At 56.5% G+C, this 26,010-nt stretch carries 24 protein-coding genes; 6 read left to right on the top strand and 18 right to left on the bottom strand.

The features are described from left to right. Position 1 precedes the first annotated feature (1 nt). Both AABB92_RS00560 and purL read right to left on the bottom strand, forming a co-directional pair. Complete coding sequence (locus AABB92_RS00560) at positions 2 to 1,429, bottom strand: sensor histidine kinase (protein ID WP_031376268.1); 1,428 nt, start codon at positions 1,427 to 1,429, stop codon at positions 2 to 4. A 571-nt stretch (positions 1,430 to 2,000) separates the two neighbouring features. Next, positions 2,001 to 5,891 (bottom strand): phosphoribosylformylglycinamidine synthase, encoded by a 3,891-nt coding sequence (purL, locus tag AABB92_RS00555; RefSeq protein WP_031376269.1) that lies wholly within the window; start codon positions 5,889 to 5,891, stop codon positions 2,001 to 2,003. A gap of 268 nt (positions 5,892 to 6,159) precedes the next feature. Between purL and mltF the strand changes: the two genes are divergently transcribed. Further along, positions 6,160 to 7,617 (top strand): membrane-bound lytic murein transglycosylase MltF, encoded by a 1,458-nt coding sequence (gene mltF, locus AABB92_RS00550; RefSeq protein ID WP_031376270.1) that lies wholly within the window; start codon positions 6,160 to 6,162, stop codon positions 7,615 to 7,617. Here mltF and tadA read toward each other — a convergent pair. Continuing rightward, positions 7,614 to 8,108 carry a tRNA adenosine(34) deaminase TadA gene (gene tadA / locus AABB92_RS00545; RefSeq protein WP_031376271.1) on the bottom strand — a complete coding sequence of 165 codons (495 nt, stop codon included), beginning with the start codon at positions 8,106 to 8,108 and terminating at the stop codon, positions 7,614 to 7,616. The genes mltF and tadA overlap by 4 nt on opposite strands. A 63-nt stretch (positions 8,109 to 8,171) precedes the next feature. Beyond that, positions 8,172 to 8,810, bottom strand: a complete 639-nt coding sequence (yfhb, locus tag AABB92_RS00540; protein WP_031376272.1) for a phosphatidylglycerophosphatase C — start codon at positions 8,808 to 8,810, stop codon at positions 8,172 to 8,174. 154 nt (positions 8,811 to 8,964) lie between these two features. On the opposite strand from yfhb, the gene AABB92_RS00535 reads away from it, so the two are divergent. Together AABB92_RS00535 and AABB92_RS00530 are read left to right on the top strand one after the other, a co-directional pair. Continuing rightward, positions 8,965 to 9,804 carry a MurR/RpiR family transcriptional regulator gene (locus AABB92_RS00535; RefSeq protein ID WP_031376273.1) on the top strand — a complete coding sequence of 280 codons (840 nt, stop codon included), beginning with the start codon at positions 8,965 to 8,967 and terminating at the stop codon, positions 9,802 to 9,804. 55 nt (positions 9,805 to 9,859) lie between these two features. After that, a complete protein-coding gene (locus AABB92_RS00530) occupies positions 9,860 to 10,108 on the top strand; it encodes a YfhL family 4Fe-4S dicluster ferredoxin (protein WP_031376274.1) in 249 nt (82 codons plus the stop codon). On the opposite strand, the gene acpS is transcribed toward AABB92_RS00530, so the two are convergent. The 11 genes from acpS to rpoE form a co-directional block, all read right to left on the bottom strand. Next, positions 10,105 to 10,485: a holo-ACP synthase gene (acpS, locus tag AABB92_RS00525; RefSeq protein ID WP_031376275.1), complete on the bottom strand. Its 381-nt coding sequence runs from the start codon at positions 10,483 to 10,485 to the stop codon at positions 10,105 to 10,107. The two genes, AABB92_RS00530 and acpS, sit on opposite strands and share 4 nt — an antisense overlap. Further along, positions 10,485 to 11,216, bottom strand: a complete 732-nt coding sequence (gene pdxJ, locus AABB92_RS00520; RefSeq protein WP_031376276.1) for a pyridoxine 5'-phosphate synthase — start codon at positions 11,214 to 11,216, stop codon at positions 10,485 to 10,487. Before pdxJ ends, acpS begins: the two co-directional genes overlap by 1 nt. Positions 11,217 to 11,288: 72 nt before the next feature. Then, complete coding sequence (recO, locus tag AABB92_RS00515; RefSeq protein WP_031376277.1) at positions 11,289 to 12,017, bottom strand: DNA repair protein RecO; 729 nt, start codon at positions 12,015 to 12,017, stop codon at positions 11,289 to 11,291. 4 nt (positions 12,018 to 12,021) lie between these two features. Beyond that, positions 12,022 to 12,927, bottom strand: a complete 906-nt coding sequence (gene era, locus AABB92_RS00510; protein ID WP_031376278.1) for a GTPase Era — start codon at positions 12,925 to 12,927, stop codon at positions 12,022 to 12,024. Positions 12,928 to 13,077: 150 nt separating this feature from the next. Continuing rightward, the gene (rnc, locus tag AABB92_RS00505) at positions 13,078 to 13,758 is read right to left on the bottom strand and encodes a ribonuclease III (protein ID WP_031376279.1); all 681 of its coding nucleotides are present in this window, start codon (positions 13,756 to 13,758) and stop codon (positions 13,078 to 13,080) included. Between the two features lie 131 nt (positions 13,759 to 13,889). Continuing rightward, on the bottom strand, positions 13,890 to 14,864 hold the full coding sequence (gene lepB / locus AABB92_RS00500) for a signal peptidase I (protein WP_031376280.1): 975 nt from the start codon (positions 14,862 to 14,864) through the stop codon (positions 13,890 to 13,892). Positions 14,865 to 14,873: 9 nt separating this feature from the next. Next, entirely contained in the window at positions 14,874 to 16,673 is a 1,800-nt protein-coding gene (gene lepA, locus AABB92_RS00495) for a translation elongation factor 4 (RefSeq protein ID WP_031376281.1), read from the bottom strand. 219 nt (positions 16,674 to 16,892) lie between these two features. Next, on the bottom strand, positions 16,893 to 17,357 hold the full coding sequence (rseC, locus tag AABB92_RS00490) for a SoxR-reducing system protein RseC (RefSeq protein WP_031376282.1): 465 nt from the start codon (positions 17,355 to 17,357) through the stop codon (positions 16,893 to 16,895). Beyond that, the gene (rseB, locus tag AABB92_RS00485) at positions 17,354 to 18,310 is read right to left on the bottom strand and encodes a sigma-E factor regulatory protein RseB (RefSeq protein ID WP_031376283.1); all 957 of its coding nucleotides are present in this window, start codon (positions 18,308 to 18,310) and stop codon (positions 17,354 to 17,356) included. The genes rseC and rseB overlap by 4 nt, the downstream gene beginning before the upstream one ends. Next, entirely contained in the window at positions 18,310 to 18,963 is a 654-nt protein-coding gene (gene rseA, locus AABB92_RS00480) for an anti-sigma-E factor RseA (protein WP_031376284.1), read from the bottom strand. The genes rseB and rseA overlap by 1 nt, the downstream gene beginning before the upstream one ends. 27 nt (positions 18,964 to 18,990) lie before the next feature. Then, positions 18,991 to 19,569 (bottom strand): RNA polymerase sigma factor RpoE, encoded by a 579-nt coding sequence (gene rpoE / locus AABB92_RS00475; protein ID WP_031376285.1) that lies wholly within the window; start codon positions 19,567 to 19,569, stop codon positions 18,991 to 18,993. 412 nt (positions 19,570 to 19,981) lie between these two features. Here rpoE and nadB point away from each other — a divergent pair, with 412 nt between their 5' ends. After that, on the top strand, positions 19,982 to 21,604 hold the full coding sequence (nadB, locus tag AABB92_RS00470) for an L-aspartate oxidase (RefSeq protein ID WP_031376286.1): 1,623 nt from the start codon (positions 19,982 to 19,984) through the stop codon (positions 21,602 to 21,604). On the opposite strand, the gene trmN is transcribed toward nadB, so the two are convergent. Beyond that, on the bottom strand, positions 21,589 to 22,338 hold the full coding sequence (gene trmN, locus AABB92_RS00465) for a tRNA(1)(Val) (adenine(37)-N(6))-methyltransferase TrmN (protein ID WP_031376287.1): 750 nt from the start codon (positions 22,336 to 22,338) through the stop codon (positions 21,589 to 21,591). The two genes, nadB and trmN, sit on opposite strands and share 16 nt — an antisense overlap. 155 nt (positions 22,339 to 22,493) lie before the next feature. Here trmN and srmB point away from each other — a divergent pair, with 155 nt between their 5' ends. Next, positions 22,494 to 23,813 (top strand): ATP-dependent RNA helicase SrmB, encoded by a 1,320-nt coding sequence (gene srmB, locus AABB92_RS00460; protein WP_031376288.1) that lies wholly within the window; start codon positions 22,494 to 22,496, stop codon positions 23,811 to 23,813. 226 nt (positions 23,814 to 24,039) lie between these two features. Here the strand turns inward: srmB and grcA are convergent, their stop codons facing one another. After that, the gene (grcA, locus tag AABB92_RS00455) at positions 24,040 to 24,423 is read right to left on the bottom strand and encodes an autonomous glycyl radical cofactor GrcA (protein WP_031376289.1); all 384 of its coding nucleotides are present in this window, start codon (positions 24,421 to 24,423) and stop codon (positions 24,040 to 24,042) included. Positions 24,424 to 24,666: 243 nt separating this feature from the next. Between grcA and ung the strand changes: the two genes are divergently transcribed. Further along, complete coding sequence (gene ung, locus AABB92_RS00450) at positions 24,667 to 25,347, top strand: uracil-DNA glycosylase (RefSeq protein WP_031376290.1); 681 nt, start codon at positions 24,667 to 24,669, stop codon at positions 25,345 to 25,347. A 57-nt stretch (positions 25,348 to 25,404) separates the two neighbouring features. On the opposite strand, the gene grpE is transcribed toward ung, so the two are convergent. Continuing rightward, positions 25,405 to 25,986 (bottom strand): nucleotide exchange factor GrpE, encoded by a 582-nt coding sequence (gene grpE, locus AABB92_RS00445; protein WP_031376291.1) that lies wholly within the window; start codon positions 25,984 to 25,986, stop codon positions 25,405 to 25,407. Positions 25,987 to 26,010: the final 24 nt, after the last annotated feature.

The raw sequence follows: 26,010 nt of genomic DNA, 5'->3' as shown, positions 1-26,010 counted from the left end.
GTCAGACATTCCCGGCTGTGGTGTTCAGTTCAATGCGAAAACAGACGCCGGTGCGATCGCTGGAGACCAGCGACAGGTCGCCCTGCATCCGGCGCAGACAATCTTTGGCAATACTCAGGCCCAGCCCGCTGCCTTTCACCGGCCCTTTACGCTGCTGGCTGCCCTGAAAGAACGGCTCGAATATCATCTTCTGCTCGTCCGGCGGAATCGGGATGCCGCTGTTGGCAACCTCGATCCAGATCCGATCGCCCTGCTGCTGACTGCGCAGCCAGATGGTACCGGATTCGCTGCCGTAGTTCACGGCGTTCGAATAGAGGTTGTCGATCACCCGCATCAATAACGTCGGCTCGGCCAGACAGCGGGTCGCGTTGAGATCCAGCACCGTCTGCATCAGTTTGGTCCGCGCCGAAAGCGCATGCGCGCTGACCACCCGTGCCACAATTTCATCCAGCCTGACCGTTTCCAGTTGGGTCGGGCCATCGGCCAGTTTACGGTTGTAATCCAGCAGTTGCTCAATCAACCGCTGCAGATGGCGGCTGCTGCTGTCCAGAATCGACACCACCTCTTTCTGCTCGCTATTAAGCGATCCGGCCACTTCATCCGCCAGCAGTTCGGTGCCTTCGCGCAGGCTGGCTAACGGCGTTTTCAATTCGTGGGAGAGATGACGCAGGAATTCATGACGCTGGGTTTCCAGCCAGGCCAGTCGCTCACTCAGCCAGAGGATACGCTGGCCGAGTGACCGCAGCTCACGCGGGCCGCGAAGCTCTATGCTGCTGCCCAGTTCGCGTCCTTCACCCAGCCGGTTGATCATCCGTTCAATGCGCTTAACCGGCCCGATGATCATGCCGGTGAAGAGCATCATTAACGCCAGGCTGATGATAAACAGAATCAGCGCCTGCCAGCCAAAGAACTGGCCGCGATCGGCAATCTCACGCTGTAGCTGTAAGCCACGTGAAAACACCACTTCGCGCGTATCCTGCACCATCCGGATATTAGTGGCCGAGAAGCGATCCAGCGCCTCGGCGGCGCGCGGCACCGGATTGCCATTGTCGCACTGCGGTTGGGTCAGCAGGGGCAGCGTGGCTTGCAGTGTCTGGAAAGCCGGCAGTTCCGGCAGGCTGGCGCTGTGGGCGCTCAGCATCTGGCTGTAACGAGTACGCTGCGTTTGATAGAGCCGCGCCAGCGAGGCATCATCCAGCACGCAGTACTGGCGATAGCTGCGCTCCAGTTCAACCGCGGTGCGGGCCATCGCCTCGCTGCGGCGCACGTCGGTGAAGGTGTTGCGGTTGGTATCCGCCGCCTGTTCGCTGAGGGCTGAAAGGCTTTCCCACGCCTGCCAGGCCAGCACCAGCAGCGGTAACAGCACCAGCACAAACGCCATCAGCACCAGCTGGCGCAGAGAACGGGGAAATAAACGCCATCTTTTCACGCGGCCGCTTCCTTAGAAAAATGCTGTCTGGATGCTAGCGGACTCTGATGCAGGAAGAAAGAGGCAGAAAAGAAAACGGCAGGCGCGCTGGCCTGCCGTTGACGCGACGCCAGCGGCATCGCGGAACAATGGGTGGAGCCTTACTCAACGTTACGTCCGGCGTTTGATAACGTTGCAAAGCAAACGATTATCGATGAGGTGGACGGCAGGCTCCGTTTGGTGCGTCATTCGGGTTTTATGAGCTCTTTTCCGCAGTGCGGGGCAATCATAAACAGGTGAATGAGCAGCGCACGGAGTATAGCAAGTTTCATGCCAATTAATAAATAACTATATTTTTCAGTTAATTGTCAGATTCACCGGGCTAACGGCAGCGTTAGCGAACCGCAAAAGCCGGTAAAAGTGTCGCCTGAAAGCAACACTCAGTACGAGAGGAAAACTAGCTGATATAAATCAGCAGGATAAATGTCGCCAGACGGCGACACCGTTAAGCCACGGCTGTCGCCATTTGCCAACAGCCGCCTGAAAATAAAACAGGAGGCGCTGTGGCCTCCTGTTGTTATCAGCGGATTATTTAACCCAGCTGTTTACGTGCGTTGCGGAAAATACGCATCCACGGGCTGTCTTCGCCCCACTCTGCCGGATGCCAGGAGTGGCTGACGGTGCGGAACACCCGCTCCGGATGCGGCATCATGATGGTGACGCGGCCGCTTTCGTTGGTGACCGCAGTGATACCGTTTGGCGAGCCGTTCGGGTTAGCCGGATAGGTTTCTGTCACTTTGCCGAAGTTATCGATAAAGCGCAGCGCCACCAGTCCTTTCGCTTCCAGTGCGGCCAGATGAGCCGGGTCGCGCACTTCTACAAACCCTTCCCCATGGGAAACCGCGATAGGCATATGCGATCCGGCCATTCCGTCCAGTAACAGCGACGGGCTGGCTGCCACTTCGACCAGGCTGAAACGGGCTTCAAACCGCTCAGACTGGTTACGCACAAAGCGTGGCCACAGGTCACTGCCGGGAATCAGTTCACGCAGGTTGGACATCATCTGACAACCGTTACAGACGCCGAGCGCCAGCGTCTGCGGACGGTGGAAGAAGGTCTCAAACTCATCGCGTACCCGAGCGTTGAACAGGATTGATTTTGCCCAGCCTTCGCCCGCGCCCAGCACGTCGCCGTAAGAGAAGCCACCACAGGCAACCAGCGCCTGGAACTCTTCCAGACCGCGCCGTCCGGCCAGCAGGTCGCTCATGTGCACATCAACCGCGGTAAAGCCGGCCCGGTCAAAAGCCGCTGCCATTTCAACGTGCGAGTTGACGCCCTGCTCACGCAGCACCGCAACCCGTGGACGCGCGCCAGTGGCGATCATCGGGGCTGCGACATCTTCCTGCGGATTGAAGGTCAGCGTAACGTTGAGGCCCGGATCGCTGTCGTTCTTTTTCGCCTGGTGTTCCTGATCGGCGCAGGCCGGGTTATCACGCAGGCGCTGCATCTGCCAGGTGGTTTCTGCCCACCAGGTGCGCAGCGTAGTCCGGCTTTCGCTGTAAACCGCGCTGTCGCCCGAACGAATCACAAAGCGGTCGCCTGGCTGAGCATGACCCAGCAGATGACTACAGTCTGCCAGACCGTGATCGGCCAGGATTTGCTCTACCGCCGCGCGATCAGCAGCGTTAATCTGAATCACCGCACCCAGCTCTTCGGTAAATAAGGCGGCCAGTGGGTCATTGCCCAGCGCCACGATATCAACTTCAACACCGCAGTGGCCGGCAAAGGCCATTTCTGCCAGCGTCACTAACAGGCCACCGTCGGAACGATCGTGGTAGGCCAGCAGTTTCTGCTGCGCCACCAGCGCCTGCATCGCATTGAAGAAGCCCGCCAGCTGGCTGGCATCACGCACATCGGCTGGCTTGTCGCCCAGTTGACGATAAACCTGTGACAGCGCCGTAGCGCCGAGGGTATTGGCCCCGTTACCGAGGTCGATCAGCAGCAGCAGGTTTTCCCGATCGGGCTGCAGCTGCGGCGTGACGGTGCGACGCACATCTTCAACCCGCGCAAACGCGGTGATCACCAGCGACAGTGGCGACGTCATTTCACGCTGTTGGTTGCCTTCCTGCCAGCGGGTTTTCATCGACATCGAATCTTTACCGACCGGGATGGTGATGCCCAGCGCCGGACAAAGCTCTTCGCCGACCGCTTTTACCGCGGCGTACAGACCGGCGTCTTCGCCCGGATGACCGGCAGCCGACATCCAGTTAGCCGACAGTTTGACGCGTTTCAGCGAGCCGATAGAGGTGGCCGCGAGGTTAGTCAGCGCTTCACCCACCGCCAGACGGCCAGAGGCGGCGAAATCGAGCAGCGCAACCGGCGCACGTTCGCCCAGCGCAAAGGCTTCACCGTGATAGCTGTCGAGGCTGGCGGTGGTCACGGCGCAGTTGGCGACCGGGATCTGCCACGGCCCGACCATCTGGTCGCGCGCAACCATGCCGGTCACGCTGCGGTCACCAATGGTGATCAGGAAGGTTTTCTCCGCCACGGCGGGCAGATGCAGCACGCGATTGACCGCATCCACCAGGGTGATGCCATCACGCTGCAGTTCATTGCCCTGCGCCTGCTGCGTCACCACGTCACGCGTCATCTTCGGCGTTTTGCCCAGCAGCACGTCAAGCGGCATGTCGATCGGTTTATTGTCGAAATGGCTGTCGCTCAGGCTCAGATGCAGCTCTTCGGTGGCTTCACCGATTACCGCAAACGGTGCGCGCTCACGCTGGCAAATCGCTTCGAACTCTGCCAGCTTCTCGGGTGCCACCGCCATCACATAACGTTCCTGTGATTCGTTGCACCACACTTCCAGCGGACTCATGCCCGGCTCATCGTTGAGGATATCGCGCAGGTTAAACTGACCACCGCGGCCGCCATCGCTGACCAGCTCAGGCATCGCATTCGACAGACCGCCCGCGCCCACGTCATGAATGAACAGAATCGGGTTGTCATCGCCCAGCTGCCAGCAGCGATCGATCACTTCCTGGCAACGACGTTCCATTTCCGGGTTGTCACGCTGTACCGAGGCGAAGTCGAGATCGGCATCAGACTGGCCCGACGCCATTGAGGAGGCGGCACCGCCGCCCAGACCGATGTTCATCGCCGGACCGCCCAGCACCACCAGCTTAGCGCCGACGGTGATTTCACCTTTCTGCACGTGGTCAGCACGGATATTGCCAATGCCGCCCGCCAGCATGATCGGCTTGTGGTAGCCGCGCAGCTCGGTGCCATTGTGGCTGGTAACCTGCTCTTCATAGGTACGGAAGTAACCGTTCAGTGCCGGACGACCAAATTCATTGTTAAATGCCGCGCCGCCCAGTGGGCCATCGGTCATGATCTCCAGCGCGCTGACGATGCGGTCCGGCTTGCCGAAATCCTCTTCCCACGGCTGCTCGAAGCCAGGAATACGCAGGTTCGACACTGAGAACCCGACCAGGCCAGCTTTCGGCTTGGCGCCGCGTCCGGTTGCCCCTTCGTCACGGATTTCGCCACCAGAGCCGGTTGCCGCGCCAGGCCACGGTGAAATCGCCGTGGGGTGGTTGTGAGTCTCAACTTTCATCAGGATATGTGCCGCTTCCTGATGCCAGCGGTATTCGCTTTCTGCCGCATCAGCGAAGAAACGGCCGACGTCGGACCCTTCCATCACCGCAGCGTTGTCTTTGTAAGCAGACAGCACGTAATCCGGCGTCTGCTCCATGGTGTTTTTGATCATCTTAAACAGCGATTTCGGCTGCTTCTCGCCATCAATAATCCAGTCGGCGTTGAAGATCTTGTGGCGACAGTGCTCAGAGTTAGCCTGAGCGAACATATAGAGTTCGATGTCGTTCGGATTGCGGCCCAGGCGGGTGAACGCCGCCAGCAGGTAATCAATTTCATCGTCTGCCAGCGCCAGACCCAGCGAGAGGTTAGCCTGGACCAGCGCCTGACGGCCCTCACCCAGCACATCGACACTTTTTACCGGCTGCGGTGAGTGGTGAGCGAACAGCTGCTCAGCTTGCGCCAGATCACTGTAGACCGTCTCCATCATGCGATCATGCAGCAGCGCGCCAAGCGATTGCCACTGCGCCTCGGTTAACTGAGGGGCCTGCACGTAAAATGCCAGACCGCGCTCCAGGCGACGGACCTGCGGCAGATCGCAGTTGTGAGCAATGTCGGTGGCTTTCGATGACCATGGCGAAATGGTGCCAGGACGCGGTGTCACCAGCAGCAGACGCCCTTGTGGCGCATGTTCAGCGAGAGAAGGACCATATTTCAGCAGACGCTGTAAACGGGTCTGTTGGTCGGCGCTCAGTGGCGCGCTGACATCGGCAAAATGGACGTACTCAGCGTAAATATCACTCACCGGCAGGTGAGCGTCCTGAAAGCGGGTCAGCAGTTTGTTTACACGAAATGCCGACAGGGCGGGCGAACCACGCAGAATTTCCATCATAAGATCTCTCGTCTTCGAAACGCCGGGCGACGCTTCATTGGGCGCAACAGGGGAAAACGGGGCGTATTATAGAGAAAGCGCCCTCGCGACGAAACCGTTTGCGCAAAATTTATGGCCCACCGGATTTGCCTGAAATTTGCGCAAAACCTGCTATATGAGTTGCTCAGCTTCGCTTTGTTGCGCAAAATGCCCCTCGCTCTGGGAGTTCAAAGAAGACAAATACTGCCTTTAAAAGACAGAGGCCTTAGAGCCAGCGAGAGATAACTATTTGAAACGCCTAAAATTTAATTATCTGTTTATCGGTCTGGTCGCCGTGCTGTTAGCGATGGCATTGTGGCCGTCCATCCCGTGGTACGGCGGTGGGCAGGATACGATTTCACAGATTAAATCACGGGGAGTATTGCGTGTCAGTACCATCAATTCCCCTCTGACTTACTACACCATAAATCAGGCCCCGGCCGGTATGGACTACGAGCTGGCAAAACGCTTCGCCGATTATCTGGGCGTTAAACTGAAGGTGACGGTCCGCCCGAACCTGAGTGACCTGTTTGACGATCTTGATGAAGGGAAAGCGGATGTGCTGGCGGCGGGCCTGAATTATAACAGCGAACGCCTGGCGCGGTATCGAACCGGGCCCGGCTACTACAACGTTTCGCAACAGCTGGTGTATCGCGTGGATAAGCCACGCCCTAAAAACCTCGGTGATCTCAAGGGGCGGCTGACGGTCGCCTCGGGATCGGCGTACCTCTCCAGCCTGAAAAGCGCCCGCTCTAATCAGTTCCCCGATCTGGACTGGGCGATCTCCACCGATCAAAGCCCGAAAGCGCTGCTGGAAGCAGTGGCGGATGGCAAACTCGACTATACCATCGGCGACTCGGTGACGATCGCCCTGCTGCAACGCATCTATCCGCAGCTGGCAGTGGCGTTTGACGTCACCGATGAAGAGCCGGTGACCTGGTACATGAAGCACAGCGACGATGACAGCCTGAATGCGGCGATGCTCGACTTCTTTAACGGCATGGGTGAAGAAGGCGCAATGGCGCGACTGGAGGAGAAATATCTCGGTCACGTAGGTACCTTTGACTATGTCGATACCCGCACTTTCCTGCGCGCCATCGACAGCACCCTGCCCGACATCAAGCCGCTGTTTGAGAAGTATGCCTCCGGCATCGACTGGCGCCTGCTGGCAGCCATCTCTTATCAGGAGTCGCACTGGAATCCGCAGGCCACCTCGCCGACCGGCGTGCGCGGCATGATGATGCTGACCCGCAATACCGCTGAGAGCCTTGATGTGGGCGACCGCACCGATCCTGAGCAGAGTATTCGCGGCGGCAGTCAGTATCTGCAGAATATGATGGAGAAAGTGCCGCAAACTATCCCGGAAGATGAGCGCATCTGGTTTGCACTGGCGGCCTACAACATGGGCTATGCCCACATGCTCGACGTGCGTAAACTGACGGCGCGTCAGGGCGGCAATCCGGATAGCTGGGCGGACGTTAAGCTGCGGCTACCCATGCTGAGCCAGAAGCGTTACTACACCCAGACCACCTATGGTTACGCGCGCGGGCACGAGGCGTATAACTACGTGGAGAACATCCGTAAATATCAGATCAGTCTGGTGGGGTATCTGCAGGAGCAGGAAAAACGCCTGGCACAGCAGATGGCTGCGCAAGCGGAACTGGCAAAAGGCTATCCGGCAGTTGAACCGAACATCGCCATGAATTAACTCTGGCGTTGCGCCTGACGCAGCGCTTTTTTCTGCTCGCGCCGCATGCGGAAGAAATCACTCAGCATGGCGGCACACTCTTCTGCCAGCACGCCGCTGTGCAATTCAATCTGATGATTCATGCCGGGATGCCCCAGCACATCCAGCAGCGAGCCTGCCGCCCCGGTTTTGACATCATGCGCACCATACACCAGCCGGGTAATGCGACTGTGGACCATCGCGCCCGCGCACATCACGCACGGCTCCAGCGTCACGTAAAGCGTGGTGTTCAGCAGCCGATAGTTTTCCAGTACCTTACCGCCCTGTCGCAGCGCCATCATTTCGGCGTGGGCGGTCGGATCGTGCTGACCAATCGGGCGATTCCAGCCTTCGCCAATCACCCGCTCATCCTGTACCAGCACCGCGCCGACCGGCACTTCGCCCTGCTCCCAGGCTAATCGCGCCAGGCCGAGGGCGTGGCGCATCCAGTATTCATCGCGTTGTTGATTCATGCAGGCCACTCCCGTCAACAGAAAAGCGGCGCATTATAGCGGTCTCGCGGTCGCGGGTGAAACTTATTCCAGCTGTTGCAGTTCGCCCGCCGGCGTGACACGCCAGCGATGCTGGCAGAAAAACAGCAGCGGGTTATCCTGCTTGCTGTCGCTGTACCCGCTGTAAAGCTGCAGCGGCGTGCCGATTTTCTCCTCCAGCTGCGCCACTTTTTCATGGCCGAGACAGCGCATCGCCAGCACCCGACCGCCCCAGCCGCGCTGCATCTGGCTGGCAATCATTTTCACCCGCGGCAGAAAAGCCGAGTCGTAATAGACCTGTTCGACCAGCGACTGTGGTGAGCCGGTAATCAGCCAGACATCGGCGTCATCGCTGCCGAGATAGTCAGTCAGGCGCTGTTGCACCACCGGGAACGCTTTCACCCGCAGGCGAAACCATTGCGCGAATTCAGCTTCTAGACGCAGCAAGGTTCGCTCTGAATGACCAAAGGTGATCGACCACAGCAACAGGCTCATCGGCCAGCGTGCCGCCCGGCCTTTGAACAGCAATCCGAGCCCCACCACCGGCAGCAACGGGACCACCAGCAGCAGATTCAGCGGCCGGCGTCGCAGCAGATAACGCATAAAGGTGCCAAACATATCCTGCTGATGCAGCGTGCCGTCCAGGTCGAAAAATACGATGCGACGTTGTGTACCCTTGGTCAAACAACTCTCCTTTTCGCTGATTTTGCGCCAATAGACTCTATTGTAGCCATCATCAGGCGGCACGGCGATGGCTGTCATTTTTAATTCCGATGACTACAATGCCAGATGAATAGTTTATTCTTCGCAAATTACTCCTGAATCATGAGGATTGGGCATGAGTTCATTGCTGCGCATTCGCCAGCTTTATCCCCGTCTGGCGCTAAACGAACGCCGGCTGGCTGATTTTCTGCTGTCACAACCCGATCGGGCCCGTCATCTGAGTTCGCAAAAGCTGGCGGAGGAGTCAGGCGTCAGTCAGTCGAGCGTGGTCAAGTTCGCTCAGAAGCTGGGCTATAAAGGGTTTCCAGCGCTGAAACTGGCCCTGAGTGAGTCACTGGCCGACAAGGATGCGATTACCGTGCATAACCATATTCTCAGCGATGACCCGCTCAAAATGGTGGGAGAAAAGTTGCTGGCTGAAAAGCTGTCGGCGATTCGCGCCACGCTGGATATCAACAGCGAAGAGAAGCTCAACGAGGTGTTGCAGCTGCTGAAGAATGCCCGGCGCATCCTGCTGGTGGGAATTGGTGCTTCCGGGCTGGTGGCAAAAGATTTTTCATGGAAGCTGATGAAAATCGGGATCAATGCGGTCGCCGAGCAGGATATGCACGCCCTGCTGGCCAGCGTACAGGCGATGGGGCCGGGCGATGTGCTGCTCGCTATCTCTTATACCGGTGAGCGGCGTGAGATCAATCTGGCCGCGCAGGAAGCCGCCCAGGTAGGTGCCGACGTGGTGGCCTTTACCGGCTTCACCCCGAATACCCTGCAACAGAGCGCCAGCCAGTGTCTCTATACCGTAGCGGAAGAGCAAAGCACCCGCAGCGCAGCCATCTCCTCGACCACCGCCCAGCTGGCGCTGACTGACCTGCTGTTTATGGCGCTGGTGCAAAACGATCCGGAACGCGCCTCCAGCCATATCCGGCACAGCGAAGCGCTGGTGAAAAAGCTGGTCTGATCAGCCGGAGGGCGTATAATAGCCGCGCTTTTTCTGTTGTAACCAGGTGGGAAAAATGGCGCTGTTGATCACGGCCAAATGCATTAACTGCGATATGTGCGAACCGGAATGCCCGAACCAGGCCATCTCGCTGGGTGATGCGATTTATGAAATTGACGTCAGCCGCTGCACCGAGTGCATCGGGCATTATGATGAGCCAACCTGTCAGCGGGTTTGCCCGATCGATAACACCATTATTACTGATCCACAGCACACCGAATCACGCGATGCGCTGTGGGATAAGTTTGTGGTGCTGCACGGTTAGCTTTCGATAATCACCGTGGCGCAGGCGTAATGACGTTCGTCAGCCAGCGTCACGTGAACGCTTTTCACGCCCAGTCGCTGTGCCAGCTCATCCGCATGCTGGAAAAAACGTAACCCCGGTTTTCCCAGCGCATCGTTATAAACCTCAAACTGATTAAAGGCCAGACCGCCACGAATGCCGGTGCCAAATGCCTTGGCCGCCGCCTCTTTGACGGCAAAACGCTTGGCGAGAAAGCGCACCGGCTGCTGGTGCGCCTGATATTGCTGCCATTCCGCTTCGCTCAATACCCGCCGCGCCAGTCGATCGCCGGAGCGCTCAATCACCCCGGCGATACGCTCGATTTCAACGATGTCGGTACCCAGCCCGAGAATTGCCATCAGCGACGCGCTTCACGCAGCAGCTGCTTCATCTCCCGGACTGCGTCAGGCAATCCGCTCATCACCGCACGGCCAATAATCGCATGACCAATGTTCAGCTCATGCATTTCCGGCAGCGCGGCAATCGGCAGCACGTTGTGATAGGTCAGACCGTGGCCGGCGTTGACCTTCAGACCAAGGCTGGCCGCGAAGGTAGCCGCCTGACGGATACGTGCCAGTTCTGCATCGCGTGCCAGGCCTTCCGGGGCTTCAGCGTAGGCACCGGTATGAATTTCGATATACGGCGCTCCGCTGGCCACCGCCGCTTCAATCTGGCGGTGATCGGCATCAATGAACAGTGAGACCAGAATTCCCGCTTCACTCAGCAGCTTGACCGCCGTATTCAGCTTGTCCTGCTGGCCCGCCACGTCCAGTCCGCCTTCGGTGGTCACTTCCTGACGCTTTTCCGGAACCAGACAGCAGAAATGCGGTTTGATATCGCAGGCGATGCCAATCATCTCATCGGTAACCGCCATCTCCAGATTCATCCGCGTCTGGATGGTGTCACGCAGAATACGCACATCACGATCGGTGATATGACGGCGATCCTCGCGCAGATGCACGGTAATGCCATCCGCGCCCGCCTGCTCAGCGATAAACGCCGCCTGCACCGGATCGGGATAGTTTGTCCCGCGCGCGTTACGTACCGTGGCAATGTGATCGATATTGACGCCTAACAGCAACTCAGACATGACCATCCTCACCTCTTGTTTGTCGTAATGTTGAGTGTACCGCGTTGCATCCGGCAAGCGGTACGACCAGCGCTATTCAGCGGCTTCGTCGGTTTTTTTCTTCGGGATAAACTGACGAAACAGTTCCTGACTCTTGAGCGGCTTACCGCCAAGGTAAGGTTTCAGGGCGATACGGGTGAACCGCTTAGCGGCTCGCAGGCTGTCGGCATCAGGGAATTCGCGCTCACACAGGGCGCGCAGCTGGCGACCGGTGAAGCTGCGTTGATTCAGCACCAGGCTGGCGATAAAGCCGCGCTCTTCGCGGTAGCTGTAGGTCATCTCGTCGCTGACCGGCTCGCCACTGCCGGCACAGTGCAGGAAATCGACGCCGTAGCCAAGATGGCCGAGCAGCGCCAGTTCAAAGCGGCGTAGGGCCGGTTCTGGCGAGCCCTGCGATGAGGCTAAGCTTTGCAGACAGTTAAGATAATCGAAGAACAGATCGGAGAACGGGAATTCCTGCTCCAGTACGCGGGATATCAGCTCGTTGACGTACAGGCCGCAGTAAAGCGTGATACCGCTGAGCGGTAACGCCAGCGATACCGCTTCGGCATTGCGCAGGGTTTTGACCTCGCCCCGCCCGCTCCAGCGAACCAGCAGTGGGGTAAAAGGCTGTAACGCCCCTTTCAGCTGGGAGCGCCGTGAACGCGCCCCTTTCGCCAGTACCCGCACCCGCCCTTCACTTTCGCTGAACAGGTCGAGCAGCAGACTGGTCTCACTGAAGGGACGACTATGCAGCACAAAGGCGCGTTGCCAGCCTTCCATCGAATCAGAGATCGTCTGTGTAACCCAGGCTGCGCAGCGCACGTTCGTCGTCCGCCCAGCCCGATTTCACTTTAACCCACAGTTCGAGATGCACTTTCGCTTCGAACATATCTTCCATGTCTTTACGCGCTTCAATGCCGATCGTTTTGATTTTGCTGCCTTTGTTACCAATCACCATCTTCTTCTGACCTTCACGCTCAACCAGAATCAGGCCATTGATGTCGTAGCCGCCGCGTTCGTTAGAGACGAAGCGTTCAATTTCTACCGTCACCGAGTAAGGCAGTTCAGCACCGAGGAAACGCATCAGCTTCTCACGGATGATCTCCGACGCCATAAAGCGCTGTGAACGGTCAGTGATGTAATCTTCCGGGAAGTGGTGATCGGCCTGGCGCAGATGTTTACGGGTAATCGCCGCAATGGTATCGACGTTCTTTCCGCTTTCCGCCGAGATCGGTACGATATCGAGGAAGTTCATCTGCTGGCTCAGGAACTGCAGGTGCGGCAGCAGAATACTCTTGTCCTGGATGTTATCGACTTTGTTGATCGCCAGCACCACCGGCACTTTGCCGTCGCGCAGTTTGCCTAACACCATTTCATCATCCGGCGTCCAGCGGGTGCCTTCAACCACGAAGATCACCAGTTCCACGTCGCCAATTGAGCTGCTGGCGGCGCGGTTCATCAGACGGTTAATCGCGCGTTTCTCTTCCATGTGCAGGCCGGGCGTATCGACGTAGATCGCCTGATAGGCGCCTTCGGTATGGATGCCCATGATGCGGTGGCGCGTGGTTTGCGGCTTACGCGAGGTGATCGACACCTTCTGTCCCAGCAACTGGTTCAGTAAAGTGGATTTGCCGACGTTAGGTCGGCCGACAATCGCGACAAAGCCGCAATAAGTTACGTTTTCGCTCATTCGAGTCCTGAGTTATTCAGCGCCTGTTCAGGCGCCGGGATAGTGCATATTCGGGTCATGATTGATTCAGCGTCGGTTCAGACGCCAGGGCCAGCAGGCAGTCAGGTCATGATATATCGGGCACCGTTGCCGGTGCCCGGGTCAGGGGAATTATTCGAGACCCAGTTTAATCAGCGCCTGTTCGGCGGCTGCCTGTTCTGCTTTACGGCGGCTGGAGCCTACGCCCACCACCGGATCGGCCATGCCACTCACCTGACAGTGAATGGTGAATTCCTGATCGTGAGCTTCGCCACGCACCTGTACCACCAGATAGCTTGGCAGCGGAAGGTGACGCCCCTGCAGATACTCCTGCAGACGCGTTTTCGGATCTTTTTGTTTGTCGCCAGGACTGATTTCGTCGAGGCGGCTCTGATACCAGTCGAGGATCAGTTTTTCTACCGTCTGGATACTGCTATCGAGGAAGATACCGCCAATCAGCGCTTCCACCGTATCCGCCAGGATCGATTCGCGACGGAAACCGCCGCTTTTCAGCTCACCCGGCCCTAAACGCAGGCATTCGCCGAGATCAAATTCACGCGCCATTTCCGCCAGCGTATTACCGCGCACCAGCGTGGCGCGCATGCGGCTCATGTCACCTTCATCAACCCGCGGAAAGCGGTGATAAAGCGCGTTCGCAATCACATAGCTGAGAATGGAATCGCCGAGAAATTCAAGACGCTCGTTGTGCTTACTGCTGGCGCTGCGGTGAGTCAGGGCCTGCTGTAACAGTTCCGAATGAGTAAAAGTGTAGCCCAGTTTGCGCTGAAGCTTGTTAATCAGGATGGGGTTCATGCGATTCCAGTTCTTTGTTGCGTCTGTGACTCTGCATACCAAACAGGGCTGAGAATCCAACACATTCCGTTTGGTGTGCAGTGGCCTCCCGCAGGAGGCCACCCGATTTGCCTGTTAATCAGACAATACTTTTAGTGGATGCCGCCGATACGACTGAATCGCACGCCGGTAGGCCACTGTCCTTCTTGTTTCTCAAAGCTCATCCAGATAGCGACCGCTTTACCGACCAGATTACGCTCCGGGACAAAGCCCCAGTAGCGGCTGTCGGCGCTGTTATCACGGTTATCGCCCATCATGAAATATTGCCCTTTCGGCACTACCCAGCTCGCCTGTGGCTGACCCGGCTGCTGGTAATACATGCCCGCCTGACTCTGCGCTTCGTTCACCAGCAGGATGTCATGGGTCACGTTGCCAATCGTCTCTTTACGGGTGCCGAGGCGTAAGCCACCGCGCATCGTATCGCCCTGTGGCACCTGATAAAAACCGTTGCCAGTTTCGTTACCATCAAAGCCGCTGAAGGTCTGAATAAAGTTGCTCGGCTCAACGTCGGTATAAGTCACCGCTAACGCGGTGTCACAGGCTTTACCGTCGGTACAGGCTGGCTTGACCGTCAGGGTTTTGCTGTAAGGATCATAGATCACTTTATCGCCAGGTAAACCAATCACGCGTTTAATGTAGTCGAGGCTCGGATCTTTCGGGTATTTAAATACCGCGATGTCACCGCGCTTTGGCTGACCGGTCGGGATCAGCGTGGTCTGAGTGATTGGATCTTTAATTCCATAGGCAAACTTCTCCACCAGAATAAAATCGCCAATCAGCAGCGTCGGCATCATCGATCCCGAAGGGATCTGGAACGGTTCGTAAATAAACGAACGCACGATGAACACCACGGCCAGTACCGGGAACACCGAGGCGGTAGTTTCAACCCAGCCCGGCTGCGACGATACTTTCGCCAGCGTTTTGCTGTCGAGCGTATTACCGGTTTGCGCCTGAGCCGCCGCCTGTTTAGCCCGACGTTGCGGTGCCCATTTAAAACGATCAATAACCCAGACGATGCCAGTAATCAGCGTCGCTATCGCCAGTATCAGGGCGAACATATTAGCCATTGGAAATCCTTATTTGCTGTCCTTACCGACATGCAGAATCGCGAGGAAGGCTTCCTGCGGCAGCTCAACGTTACCGACCTGCTTCATTCGCTTCTTACCGTCTTTCTGCTTCTGCAACAGTTTCTTCTTACGGCTGACGTCGCCGCCATAACACTTGGCGAGTACGTTTTTACGCAGCTGTTTAACCGTTGAACGCGCGATAATGTGGTTGCCGATTGCCGCCTGAATCGCAATATCAAACTGCTGACGCGGGATGAGCTCTTTCATCTTCTCAACCAGATCGCGTCCACGATACGGTGCGTTTTCACGGTGGGTAATCAGCGCCAGCGCATCGACACGTTCGGAGTTAATCAGAACGTCGACGCGCACCATGTCAGAGGCCTGGAAACGTTTAAAGTTGTAATCCAGCGAAGCATAGCCGCGTGAGGTGGATTTCAGACGGTCGAAGAAGTCGAGCACCACTTCTGCCATCGGAATCTCGTAAGTCAGCGCGACCTGATTGCCGTGGTAAACCATATTGGTCTGAACGCCACGTTTCTCAATGCACAGTGTAATGACGTTGCCCAGATATTCCTGCGGCAGCAGCATATGACACTCGGCGATCGGTTCGCGCAGCTCTTCAATATTATTCAGCGCTGGCAACTTAGACGGGCTGTCTACGTAGACCACGTCGCCGCTGGTGGTAACCACTTCATACACCACGGTCGGTGCCGTGGTAATTAAATCGAGATCGTATTCACGCTCCAGACGCTCCTGGATGATCTCCATGTGCAGCAGACCGAGGAAGCCGCAACGGAAACCAAAGCCCAGCGCCGTCGAGCTTTCTGGCTCATAGAACAGCGAGGCGTCATTCAGGCTCAGTTTGCCGAGCGCATCACGGAACGCTTCATAGTCGTCAGAGCTGATCGGGAACAGACCGGCATAAACCTGCGGCTTCACTTTTTTAAAGCCTGGCAGCGCTTTGTCTGCCGGGTTACGCGCGGTGGTCAGGGTGTCCCCTACCGGCGCGCCGAGGATGTCTTTAATCGCACAGACCAGCCAGCCAACTTCACCGCAGTTAAGCTCGGTACGGTCAACCTGCTTCGGGGTGAAGATGCCGAGACGGTCAGCGTTATACACCTGGCCAGTACTCAGAACCTTAATTTTATCGCCCTTGCGCATGGTGCCGTTTTTAACCCGCACCAACGACACCACACCGAGGTAGTTATCGAACCAGGAGTCGATAATCAGCGCCTGCAGCGGTGCTTCCGGATCGCCTTCTGGCGGCGGGATGTCACGCACTAAACGTTCCAGCACTTCCGGTACGCCAACGCCGGTTTTTGCCGAGCAGCGCACCGCGTCAGTAGCATCAATGCCGACGATATCTTCAATTTCCTGCGCCGCACGATCGGGATCGGCCGCTGGCAGGTCAATTTTGTTCAGAACCGGCACTACTTCCAGATCCATCTCAATCGCGGTGTAGCAGTTCGCCAGGGTCTGCGCTTCTACGCCCTGCCCGGCATCCACCACCAGCAGTGCGCCTTCACAGGCCGCCAGTGAGCGGGAAACTTCATAGGAGAAGTCAACGTGACCCGGAGTGTCGATGAAATTGAGCTGGTAAGTTTCGCCGTCTTTCGCGTGGTAATCGAGCGTTACGCTCTGTGCTTTGATGGTAATACCGCGCTCGCGTTCCAGATCCATAGAGTCAAGAACCTGGGCAGCCATCTCACGGGCGGTGAGGCCACCACAAATCTGAATCAGGCGGTCAGAGAGCGTAGATTTACCATGGTCGATGTGGGCGATGATGGAGAAATTTCTTATGTGCTTCATTTATATGAATATCTTCGCATAGAGAATCAGTTGAAAACCTGAGCACAGACACATTCAGGAAGATCGCTCTTTACCCACAATCCTGTCAGCCTCATTAATGACGACGCATATTACACTGTTAACGCCGCGCATAAAAGAATGGAACGTTGTGGAAGCGAAACAGAGTTTTGCGTAAGGGAGAACAGACAAAGGCCGCGGAGTGCGCGGCCTGGAGATGCGTTACGCTTCGCTTTCAACGCGCAGCGCATCAGGAGGTAATGCGATGTTCAGGATCACCGGTTGAAAGGCTTCGCGATCGCCCAGTTTCATCGAGACGCCTTTGGCGATAATAAAGCCGCCAATACCGCCCAGCAGCGCACCACAGGCGGCCGCCAGATCGCTGCTGAACAGCGCCTGAAACAGCCCTGCCACCACAAACAAACCCAACAGCGGCGTCATATAGACCAGCAACGCCGAGCCCAGCAGGCTGCTCTCGCGGATACCCAGTTCGATACGCTGACCCGGCTGCAGCGGTTTGCTGCTGGCGATCTGCATTACGTGGGCATTTTTCGGGCCGAGTTTGTTCAGCATGTGGCTGCCGCAGCCTTTACGCGCCTGGCAGCTGTTGCAGGAGGTTTTCGCTTCAGTATGCAGAGTGGCGATGCCATCCTGCCATGCCACCACGGTGGCCCATTCTCTCATCATTTTTGTGACCCCAGGTCGATGCTGTCCGCAATGCGTTTTGCTGTCGAAGGCGGTAATTCGCCGACCACCGCAATCTCGCTATTATTGCGCACAACCGTTTGTACCGTACGACGTCCAGTGCGCAATGTCTGGGTGGTACTACTTTTATCGGCCGGAGTGATATTAATGGCGAAGCTGAACAGGCCGTCGCTGTAGAGACGCGACTCCATGTTTTTGTTCAGCGCGGGCAACGTACGACGATTCTGAGAGACCAGCGTCATGCCGGCGGGTATCCAGCCTGGCTGCCAGTTGAGCGTCACCGCATCCCCTTTCGGGACGGAGAGCGATGGCGGCAGGTTGGCCTTCTCCAGCCCCTGCATCAGGTTACGCACCCCTTCATCCACCGCGAAGCTGATGACACGGAACTGCTCCAGCGTTTCACCGTCGCGGTCCAGCAGGTCAATCCGCAGAGGCAGCCTGGTATCCACATCCAGCCAGACGACATAGCTGTAGCGGGTGCCATCGCGTGACACGATGCGCAATACGTCGCACATCTGATCGGCAATACGCGAGCGGCCAACGGTAATGAAGTCGTACGCACTGCCCAGCTTGGTGAAGTCTGCAAAAATCACCGACGGCAGCGCATCGATAATGTGGTTACCGGGCAGCGAAAACGGCTCAAGACCAGGTTCGAAGTAGCTGATATCGTTGCCACGCTGGATCACTTCACGTCGCGGGCCGTCCATCTGCAACAGCTGAGCAAAAATACGCTCATCAATCACAGCATGACGATAACGCAATGATTCAATGCCGAGGCGGGAGACGTTGATATAGGCGAATTCGTAGTTGAGGTTTTGACTTGCCTGCTCCATCTGCTGCAATAACGCCCCGGACGCAGAAGGTTGCGCCGGGGCGGCAGATGACCACAACAGGCTGCCTGTCAGCAGGCTAACAGCATACCAAAGCGGCTTCATTACTGCTGCTGGAGTCCTAAGGATTGGTTTCCGGGAACATCAGCCTGTGCTTGTTTCGGTGCATCGGTTTCAAACTGCAGCTGATCGGCATGTAAACGGCGTTGCAGTTCATAATCCTGCAGCATCGCATTGACGCGACGACGCTGATCCTGAACCTGCTGATTAGCGCTGTTGGTATCAAACGCATCAGAAGGCACGCCGAGGCTGACCGGTGAGGCTTTGCCCATCATCGGCAGCGTGTTAAACACCGGAGAATCGGACGATTCAGCCGTGCCGCCGTTTGGCTGGTTGTAGTGCTGGACGCCAACGATAACTGCCAGAGAAACACAGGCAGCCACGCCGACCTGGGTTAACTGTGCTGCCCATGGACGCACTTTCTGCCAGAACGGCATTTTTTCCCAGCGGGAAGGTTCTGGCTGCGCTTCAGGGATCAGCGGTGTAACAGTACGCAGCGGTTCTTTTTCGATGGCAGCGGCAACGCGCGCAGAGATATCGAAATGCAGGAACTCGCCAACATCGCCGCGCATGGTATCGCGAATCAGATGGTAGCTTTCCCAGCTTTTCTGTAGATCTGCATCCTTCGATAAGGCTGAGAACAGCTCGTTATCTAAGGTCTCACCATCCATTAAAGCGGAAAGTTTTTCTTTCTGCATGCCTATGTACCCTTCCAGTAGCCGTTATCACTGACGTTGGATAAGCGGTTGAACTTTATTATCAATGGCCTCTCGCGCACGGAAGATACGTGACCGAACAGTGCCTACCGGGCAATCCATAATGACGGCGATCTCTTCATAGCTCAGGCCGTCCAGTTCCCTGAGGGTGATTGCCATACGCAAGTCCTCGGGTAGCGCCTCGATGGTACGAAAGACAATTTGTTTCAATTCGTCAGACAACATTAAGTTCTCAGGGTTCGAAATTTCTTTTAATGCACCCGCACTTTCGAAATTTTCTGCGTCAATCGCATCCACATCGCTGGATGGCGGACGTCGCCCCTGAGCAACCAGGTAATTTTTCGCTGTATTAACCGCAATGCGGTACAGCCAGGTATAAAACGCGCTATCGCCCCGGAAAGAGTCCAGTGCGCGATACGCTTTAATAAACGATTCCTGTACTACATCAGGCACATCGCCCGACGGAACATAGCGTGAAACCAGGCTCGCCACTTTATGCTGGTAACGAATTACCAGTAAGTTGAAAGCTTTTTGATCTCCCTTCTGTACCCGTTCAACGAGGATCTGATCCGTTAACTGCTCGCTCATCCGAGGTAATGTCTCCCCAAATTTTTTATACGCGTAAAGTAACTGCCAGCACATCTCAATGGTTCTGAGCAAGCATGCGCTTAGAGTTGTGATGTGGTGCGAAGTTCACTTATCGCCCTAATATTTACCGCTCCGCTGGTGATTATCCGGCTTGTTCATTTTCGTTCAGTACAGGGAGCGTAAATCGCAGGCAGAGTAACCTATGACAACGGCTTTTTCATCTTTAAATCCCTGCGCTTAATTAAGTTTGGTATAAAAAACACTTTTTAAACCGTCCCGAATTTAACCTGCTGATTGTTAGCGACATTTAGCCTGACGCTGCCTGGCGCGTGGAAAATTTGTTCAAAATACTTCACAGCAACCGGCTTAACGCTTATGCTCAGGCCTATTCTTGTTTAGTAAATTAAACACCATGACAAATGCAAATCCGGATTATCAGTGTGATGTATTGATTGTGGGCAGCGGTGCCGCCGGCCTGTCGCTGGCGTTACGGCTGGCCAGACATTATCAAGTGCTGGTGCTCAGCAAAGCGCAGGTCAATGAGGGCTCCACCCTGTATGCGCAGGGCGGTATCGCGGCGGTGTTCGATGAAACCGACAGCATTGAGTCGCACGTGGCGGATACGCTGATTGCCGGTGCCGGCCTGTGCGATCGCGACGCCGTTTCGTTTATTGCCAGCAATGCCCGTCACTGCGTGCAGTGGCTGATTGATAACGGGGTCGCCTTTGATATCGATCCGCAGGCGGCAGGCGAGATGCGCTATCACCTGACCCGTGAAGGCGGCCACAGTCATCGCCGCATTCTGCACAGTGCCGATGCCACCGGCCGCGCGGTAGAAACCACGCTGGTCAGTCAGGCGCTGAGCCATCCCAACATCCGGATTCTGGAACGTACTAACGCGGTCGATCTCATTCTTTCAGACAAACTGGGCCTGCCCGGACCACGCCGTGCTGTGGGTGCGTGGATCTGGAACCGCAATCGCGAGCAGGTGGAAACCTGTAGCGCCCGCGCCGTCGTGGTCGCAACCGGCGGCGCAGCCAAAGTCTATCAATACACCACCAATCCCGATATTGCCTCTGGCGATGGAATTGCGATGGCGTGGCGTGCCGGCTGCCGGGTCGCCAATCTGGAGTTTAACCAGTTTCACCCGACCTGCCTGTTTCATCCGCAGGCGCAGAATTTCCTGCTAACCGAAGCATTACGTGGCGAAGGTGCCTGGCTGCTGCGTCCTGACGGCAGCCGTTTCATGCCCGATTTTGATCAACGGGCTGAACTGGCGCCGCGTGACATCGTCGCCCGGGCGATAGACCACGAAATGAAACGGCTGGGCGTGGACTGCATGTATCTCGATATCAGTCATCAGCCGGAAGCATTTGTCCGCGCTCACTTCCCGATGATTTACGACAAGCTGCTGACCTTTGGCTTTGATCTGACCAAACAGCCGATTCCGATTGTGCCTGCCGCGCACTATACCTGCGGCGGCGTGATGGTCGATCAGCAGGGGCGTACCGATCTCAATGGCCTGTATGCGATTGGTGAAGTGAGTTATACCGGCCTGCACGGCGCTAACCGGATGGCGTCCAACTCACTGCTGGAGTGTCTGGTTTATGGCTGGTCAGCCGCGGAGGATTTGATTCGCACCCTGCCCGACGTCGAAGCGGTGACTACCCTGCCCGGCTGGGATGAAAGCCAGGTCGATGATGCGGATGAGCGGGTGATCATCCAGCATAACTGGCACGAGCTGCGGCTGTTTATGTGGGATTACGTTGGCATTGTGCGAACCACCAAGCGCCTCGAGCGGGCGTTGCGCCGCATCACGCTGCTGCAGCAGGAAATTGATGAGTATTACCATCACTTCCGCCTCTCCAACAACCTGCTGGAGCTGAGGAATCTGGTGCAGGTCGCCGATCTCATGGTGCGCTGCGCGCTGGAGCGAAAAGAGAGCCGCGGACTGCACTACATCCGCGACTATCCCGACCTGTTACCCGAAGCGCTGCCGACCATCCTGACGCCGCCCGGTTACAGGAACAGGTAGAATGCCCGCGTCAGGCAACACCAGTCTTCGGAATAGTGGGTGTCGGGCGCGCGAATGGCAAGACGCTCCAGCAGCGTTTCGCCGGCCTGCGGAGAGAAAGCCAGCAGCACGCGATGCGGCGGGCGATGAGCATATTCCGCCACGTCCAGCCGAAAACGTAAATGCCAGCCATCGGCCAGCGCCTGGCTGATAAACGTTTCGCCGGTCGCGGTGGGCAGTACCACGCAGAACATCCCCTCTTCTTCAATCAGCAACGCTGCGCTGCGTAACAGGGTCTGATGATCGAGGGTGCGGGTCGCACGGGCGCTGTCCCGCGCCGCAGTGGAACAGGCTACGCCAGGCGCAAAGTACGGAGGATTGCTGACAATCAGCGAATAACGCTGCTCGCAGTCTTCGGCCCAGCGGGCGATATCCTGCTGATGGATGTGAATACGCTGCGGCCACGGCGACTGCTGTACATTCTCGCGTGCCTGCTGCGCCGCCTCACCGTCTAACTCGACCGCATCAATCTCAACCGGCGACGACGTGCGCTGCGCCAGCATCAGCGCGATCAGTCCGCTGCCGCTGCCAATGTCCAGAATCCGTCTGACGCCAGCCACCGGTGCCCAGGCACCGAGCAGAATGGCATCGGTACCGACTTTCATCGCACAGCGATCGTGCGCGACAAAAAATTGTTTAAAGGTAAATCCGTTCTTGTTTAACTGGGGCCGCTCACGCGGCTTATCGTGCATCATGGGTCGCTACCATTCACTTATTTTCTGCCGTGCGGCAGCGCATAAGTGTAACGTGACAGGTAAGGGAATTCACGCAGCAGACCATACCTGGCGGATTAACAGATGAAGATTATGTCTGATCTGTCTATAATCAGCGCCCCAAACTGAGGTAGACCATGACAGTAACCACATTTTCCGAACTCGAACTCGACGAAAGCCTGCTGCAAGCGCTGCAGGAAAAAGGCTTTACGCGCCCAACAGTGATTCAGGCTGCTGCAATTCCGCCCGCGCTTGAGGGCCGCGACGTTCTGGGTTCGGCACCTACCGGGACCGGGAAAACTGCCGCCTATCTGCTACCGGCGCTGCAGCACCTGCTTGATTTCCCCCGTAAGAAATCTGGCCCGCCCCGCATTCTGATCGTCACACCAACCCGCGAACTGGCGATGCAGGTCGCCGACCAGGCGCGTGAACTGGCGAAACATACCCATCTGGATATCGCTACCATCACCGGCGGCGTGGCCTATATGAACCACGCTGAAGTGTTCAGCGAAAACCAGGACATTGTGGTGGCGACCACCGGTCGTCTGCTGCAATACATCAAAGAAGAGAACTTTGACTGCCGCGCAGTTGAAACGCTGGTGCTCGATGAAGCGGACCGCATGCTGGACATGGGTTTCGCACAGGATATCGAAACCATCGCGGCAGAAACCCGCTGGCGCAAGCAAACGCTGCTGTTTTCCGCCACGCTGGAAGGCGAAAACATCAAAGACTTCGCCGAGCGTCTGCTGAACGATCCGGTTGAACTGGAAGCCGATCCCAGCCGCCGTGAACGTAAAAAGATCCAGCAGTGGTACTATCGCGCTGACGATCTGGAGCATAAAACCAAATTACTGGTTCATTTGCTGAAACAGCCGGAAGTGACGCGCTGCATCGTGTTTGTGCGTAAACGTGAGCGTCTGCATGAGCTGGTCAGCTGGCTGCACGAAGCGGGGATTCGTAGCAGCTATCTGGAAGGCGAGATGGTGCAGGCCAAGCGTAACGAAGCGATTAAACGTCTGAGTGAAGGCCGGGTCAACGTGCTGGTCGCCACCGATATCGCGGCGCGTGGTATTGATGTTGAGGAAGTCAGTCACGTCTTTAACTTCGATATGCCGCGCACCGCTGATACCTATCTGCACCGTATTGGCCGTACCGGCCGTGCCGGCCGCAAAGGAATCGCGATCTCGCTGGTCGAAGCGCATGACTACGTACTGCTGGGTAAAATCAGCCGCTACGTCAATGAGCCGCTGAAAGCCCGCGTGGTGGATGAATTGCGTCCTGAGACGCGGGCGCCGCACGCCAAAACCACCGGGAAACCGTCGAAAAAGGCGCTGGCTAAGCGAGCTGAGAAGAAATCCAGCGAAGCTGAAAAACCGCGGGTGAAAAAACGTCACCGCGATGCCAAAAATATCGGTAAACGCCGCAAGCCGAGCGGCAGCGCGCCGGCTAATGAGTAATGCGGAATAAATCATCGCAGCCATAAAAAAATCGCCTCATCAGAGGCGATTTTTTTGATTTAATCATCAGTAACAGGCAGTTGGTGCCATTTTCAGTGTCTGATGGCGATCCGGCGATAACTGCCACCACACCGCCAGCCGATCTGGCTGCTATCTTATTAATATTCTGATAAAAATTGCTGTGTGCGCTTTGCGTTATTTTTCAGCGCCGGTTAACTGATGTCACTCAGAGACTTTCGGTGAAAGTACGGGCAATCACGTCGCGTTGCTGTTCTGGCGTCAGTGAGTTAAAACGCACCGCATAACCGGAAACGCGAATGGTCAGCTGCGGATAATTTTCAGGATGCTTAACGGCATCTTCCAGTGTTTCACGACGCAGAACGTTGACGTTCAGATGCTGACCGCCTTCTACCCGCACCTGCGGTTTAATTTCTACCGGCACTTCACGGTAGGTGAATTCACCCAGTTCGCTAAGCGCAACCACCTGATCTTCTTCATAGTCGCCTTTGGCACACAGGCAGCGAGCCTGAGCTTTCTCTTCGTCTAACAGCCAGAAAGAATTAAGGAGTTGGGGTTTATTAGTTTGAGTGATCTGGATACCAGTAATCATGTCAGCGCCTCCAGGGCAATGCGTGAATGAATCAAATTTGAGGCTCCGGTATAGCACTCTCCCACGCCGTCAGCCTTGACCTGGGTCAATTTTAACCGGTCATAAAGTCTCCTTTTTCGCTAACTGACTGATCTCAAACCGCTGCTGATATTAACTTTTTTTGCATTATTAAAAATATTTTTGCCCTTCAGCTCAGGGGCAGGAACGGCTAAGCTTACGGCACAAACCTTAAGGGAGTGGATTATGGCTGAAAAGCTGACCTGGCACGACGTGCTGGCTGAAGAGAAACAGAAACCCTATTTTACCGAGACGCTGAAACTCGTGGCGGATGAGCGTGCTGCAGGCGTGACGGTTTACCCACCGCAAAAGGATGTGTTCAATGCCTTTCGCCTGACTGAGTTAGGCGACGTCAAAGTGGTGATTCTGGGTCAGGACCCGTACCACGGCCCTAATCAGGCGCACGGACTGGCCTTTTCGGTGCTGCCCGGCGTGCAGGTACCGCCGTCGCTGCAAAACATCTACAAAGAGCTATTGCAGGACATTCCGGGCTTTCAGAAGCCGGACCATGGTTTTCTCGAAAGCTGGGCGAAACAGGGCGTGATGTTGCTGAATACGGTGTTAACAGTGGAAGCGGGCAAAGCCCATTCCCATGCGCGCTTTGGCTGGGAAACCTTTACCGATAATGTGATTGCCGCGATTAACCAGCATCGTGAAGGGGTGGTGTTCCTGCTGTGGGGCTCCCACGCACAGAAGAAAGGCAGCATTATTGACCGTCAGCGCCATCACGTATTGCAGGCGCCGCACCCTTCGCCGCTCTCGGCGCATCGGGGCTTTTTTGGCTGTCAGCACTTCTCGAAAACTAACGCCATACTGCGTGAAGCCGGTCAGCAACCGGTTGACTGGACGCCGGTACTGCCTGAATAAGCAGCAAGGCACACGGCCGCGACACTGCGCGGCCGTGGAACGGATTCAGGCGTGAAATCAGCCTTTCGCTTTGGCAACCGCCACCATCGCCGGACGCAGTAAGCGGCCATTCAGCGTGTAGCCACGTTGCATCACCAGCATCACCTGGTTCGGTTCAAACTCTTCAGACTCCATCATCGACATCGCCTGATGCACTTCGGGATTAAATGGCACGCCAGTTTCGCCCACCACTTCTACACCGAATTTGCGCACTGCGCCGAGCAGACCTTTCAGGGTCAGTTCAATCCCTTCGATCATCGGAGCCAGTTGCGCGTCTTCTTTGTTCGCCACTTCCAGCGCACGCTCAAGACTGTCGATCACCGGCAGCAATTCGTTGGCAAATTTCTCCAGGGCGAATTTATGCGCCTTCTCAACGTCCATTTCGGCACGGCGACGAATGTTCTCAATTTCAGCCTGCGCACGCAGTTGTGCATCACGCACGCCGGTTTGCGACTGCGCTAATTCAGCTTCGAGCTGAGCAATACGCTCATCACGCGGATCCACCTCAGCCGCTGTCTCCGCTTCCTGAGGTTGTTGCTGATCCTGCTGAATTTCGTCTGAGACTTGCTCGTTTGGGGTGTTCTGTTCTTTACTACTCATGAATTTCTCCGCGTTTTGCACATT

The sequence above is a fragment of the Pantoea brenneri genome (assembly GCF_038594305.1).
GTDB lineage: Bacteria > Pseudomonadota > Gammaproteobacteria > Enterobacterales > Enterobacteriaceae > Pantoea > Pantoea brenneri.
The sequence above is the reverse complement of the archived record's forward strand: the minus strand, read 5'-3'. Positions and strand labels throughout refer to the sequence as shown.

Bases quoted from the DNA above. Each gene is read 5' to 3' on its own strand.
- era (WP_031376278.1), bottom strand. From the start codon at position 12,927: ATGAGCGAAAACGTAACTTATTGCGGCTTTGTCGCGATTGTCGGCCGA.
- purL (WP_031376269.1), bottom strand. From the start codon at position 5,891: ATGATGGAAATTCTGCGTGGTTCGCCCGCCCTGTCGGCATTTCGTGTA.
- nadB (WP_031376286.1), top strand. From the start codon at position 19,982: ATGACAAATGCAAATCCGGATTATCAGTGTGATGTATTGATTGTGGGC.
- grcA (WP_031376289.1), bottom strand. From the start codon at position 24,423: ATGATTACTGGTATCCAGATCACTCAAACTAATAAACCCCAACTCCTT.
- acpS (WP_031376275.1), bottom strand. From the start codon at position 10,485: ATGGCAATTCTCGGGCTGGGTACCGACATCGTTGAAATCGAGCGTATC.
- pdxJ (WP_031376276.1), bottom strand. From the start codon at position 11,216: ATGTCTGAGTTGCTGTTAGGCGTCAATATCGATCACATTGCCACGGTA.
- rnc (WP_031376279.1), bottom strand. From the start codon at position 13,758: ATGAACCCCATCCTGATTAACAAGCTTCAGCGCAAACTGGGCTACACT.
- trmN (WP_031376287.1), bottom strand. From the start codon at position 22,338: ATGATGCACGATAAGCCGCGTGAGCGGCCCCAGTTAAACAAGAACGGA.
- AABB92_RS00535 (WP_031376273.1), top strand. From the start codon at position 8,965: ATGAGTTCATTGCTGCGCATTCGCCAGCTTTATCCCCGTCTGGCGCTA.
- grpE (WP_031376291.1), bottom strand. From the start codon at position 25,986: ATGAGTAGTAAAGAACAGAACACCCCAAACGAGCAAGTCTCAGACGAA.
- recO (WP_031376277.1), bottom strand. From the start codon at position 12,017: ATGGAAGGCTGGCAACGCGCCTTTGTGCTGCATAGTCGTCCCTTCAGT.
- rseA (WP_031376284.1), bottom strand. From the start codon at position 18,963: ATGCAGAAAGAAAAACTTTCCGCTTTAATGGATGGTGAGACCTTAGAT.
- rseC (WP_031376282.1), bottom strand. From the start codon at position 17,357: ATGATGAGAGAATGGGCCACCGTGGTGGCATGGCAGGATGGCATCGCC.
- lepA (WP_031376281.1), bottom strand. From the start codon at position 16,673: ATGAAGCACATAAGAAATTTCTCCATCATCGCCCACATCGACCATGGT.
- ung (WP_031376290.1), top strand. From the start codon at position 24,667: ATGGCTGAAAAGCTGACCTGGCACGACGTGCTGGCTGAAGAGAAACAG.
- rpoE (WP_031376285.1), bottom strand. From the start codon at position 19,569: ATGAGCGAGCAGTTAACGGATCAGATCCTCGTTGAACGGGTACAGAAG.
- lepB (WP_031376280.1), bottom strand. From the start codon at position 14,864: ATGGCTAATATGTTCGCCCTGATACTGGCGATAGCGACGCTGATTACT.
- AABB92_RS00530 (WP_031376274.1), top strand. From the start codon at position 9,860: ATGGCGCTGTTGATCACGGCCAAATGCATTAACTGCGATATGTGCGAA.
- tadA (WP_031376271.1), bottom strand. From the start codon at position 8,108: ATGAATCAACAACGCGATGAATACTGGATGCGCCACGCCCTCGGCCTG.
- srmB (WP_031376288.1), top strand. From the start codon at position 22,494: ATGACAGTAACCACATTTTCCGAACTCGAACTCGACGAAAGCCTGCTG.
- rseB (WP_031376283.1), bottom strand. From the start codon at position 18,310: ATGAAGCCGCTTTGGTATGCTGTTAGCCTGCTGACAGGCAGCCTGTTG.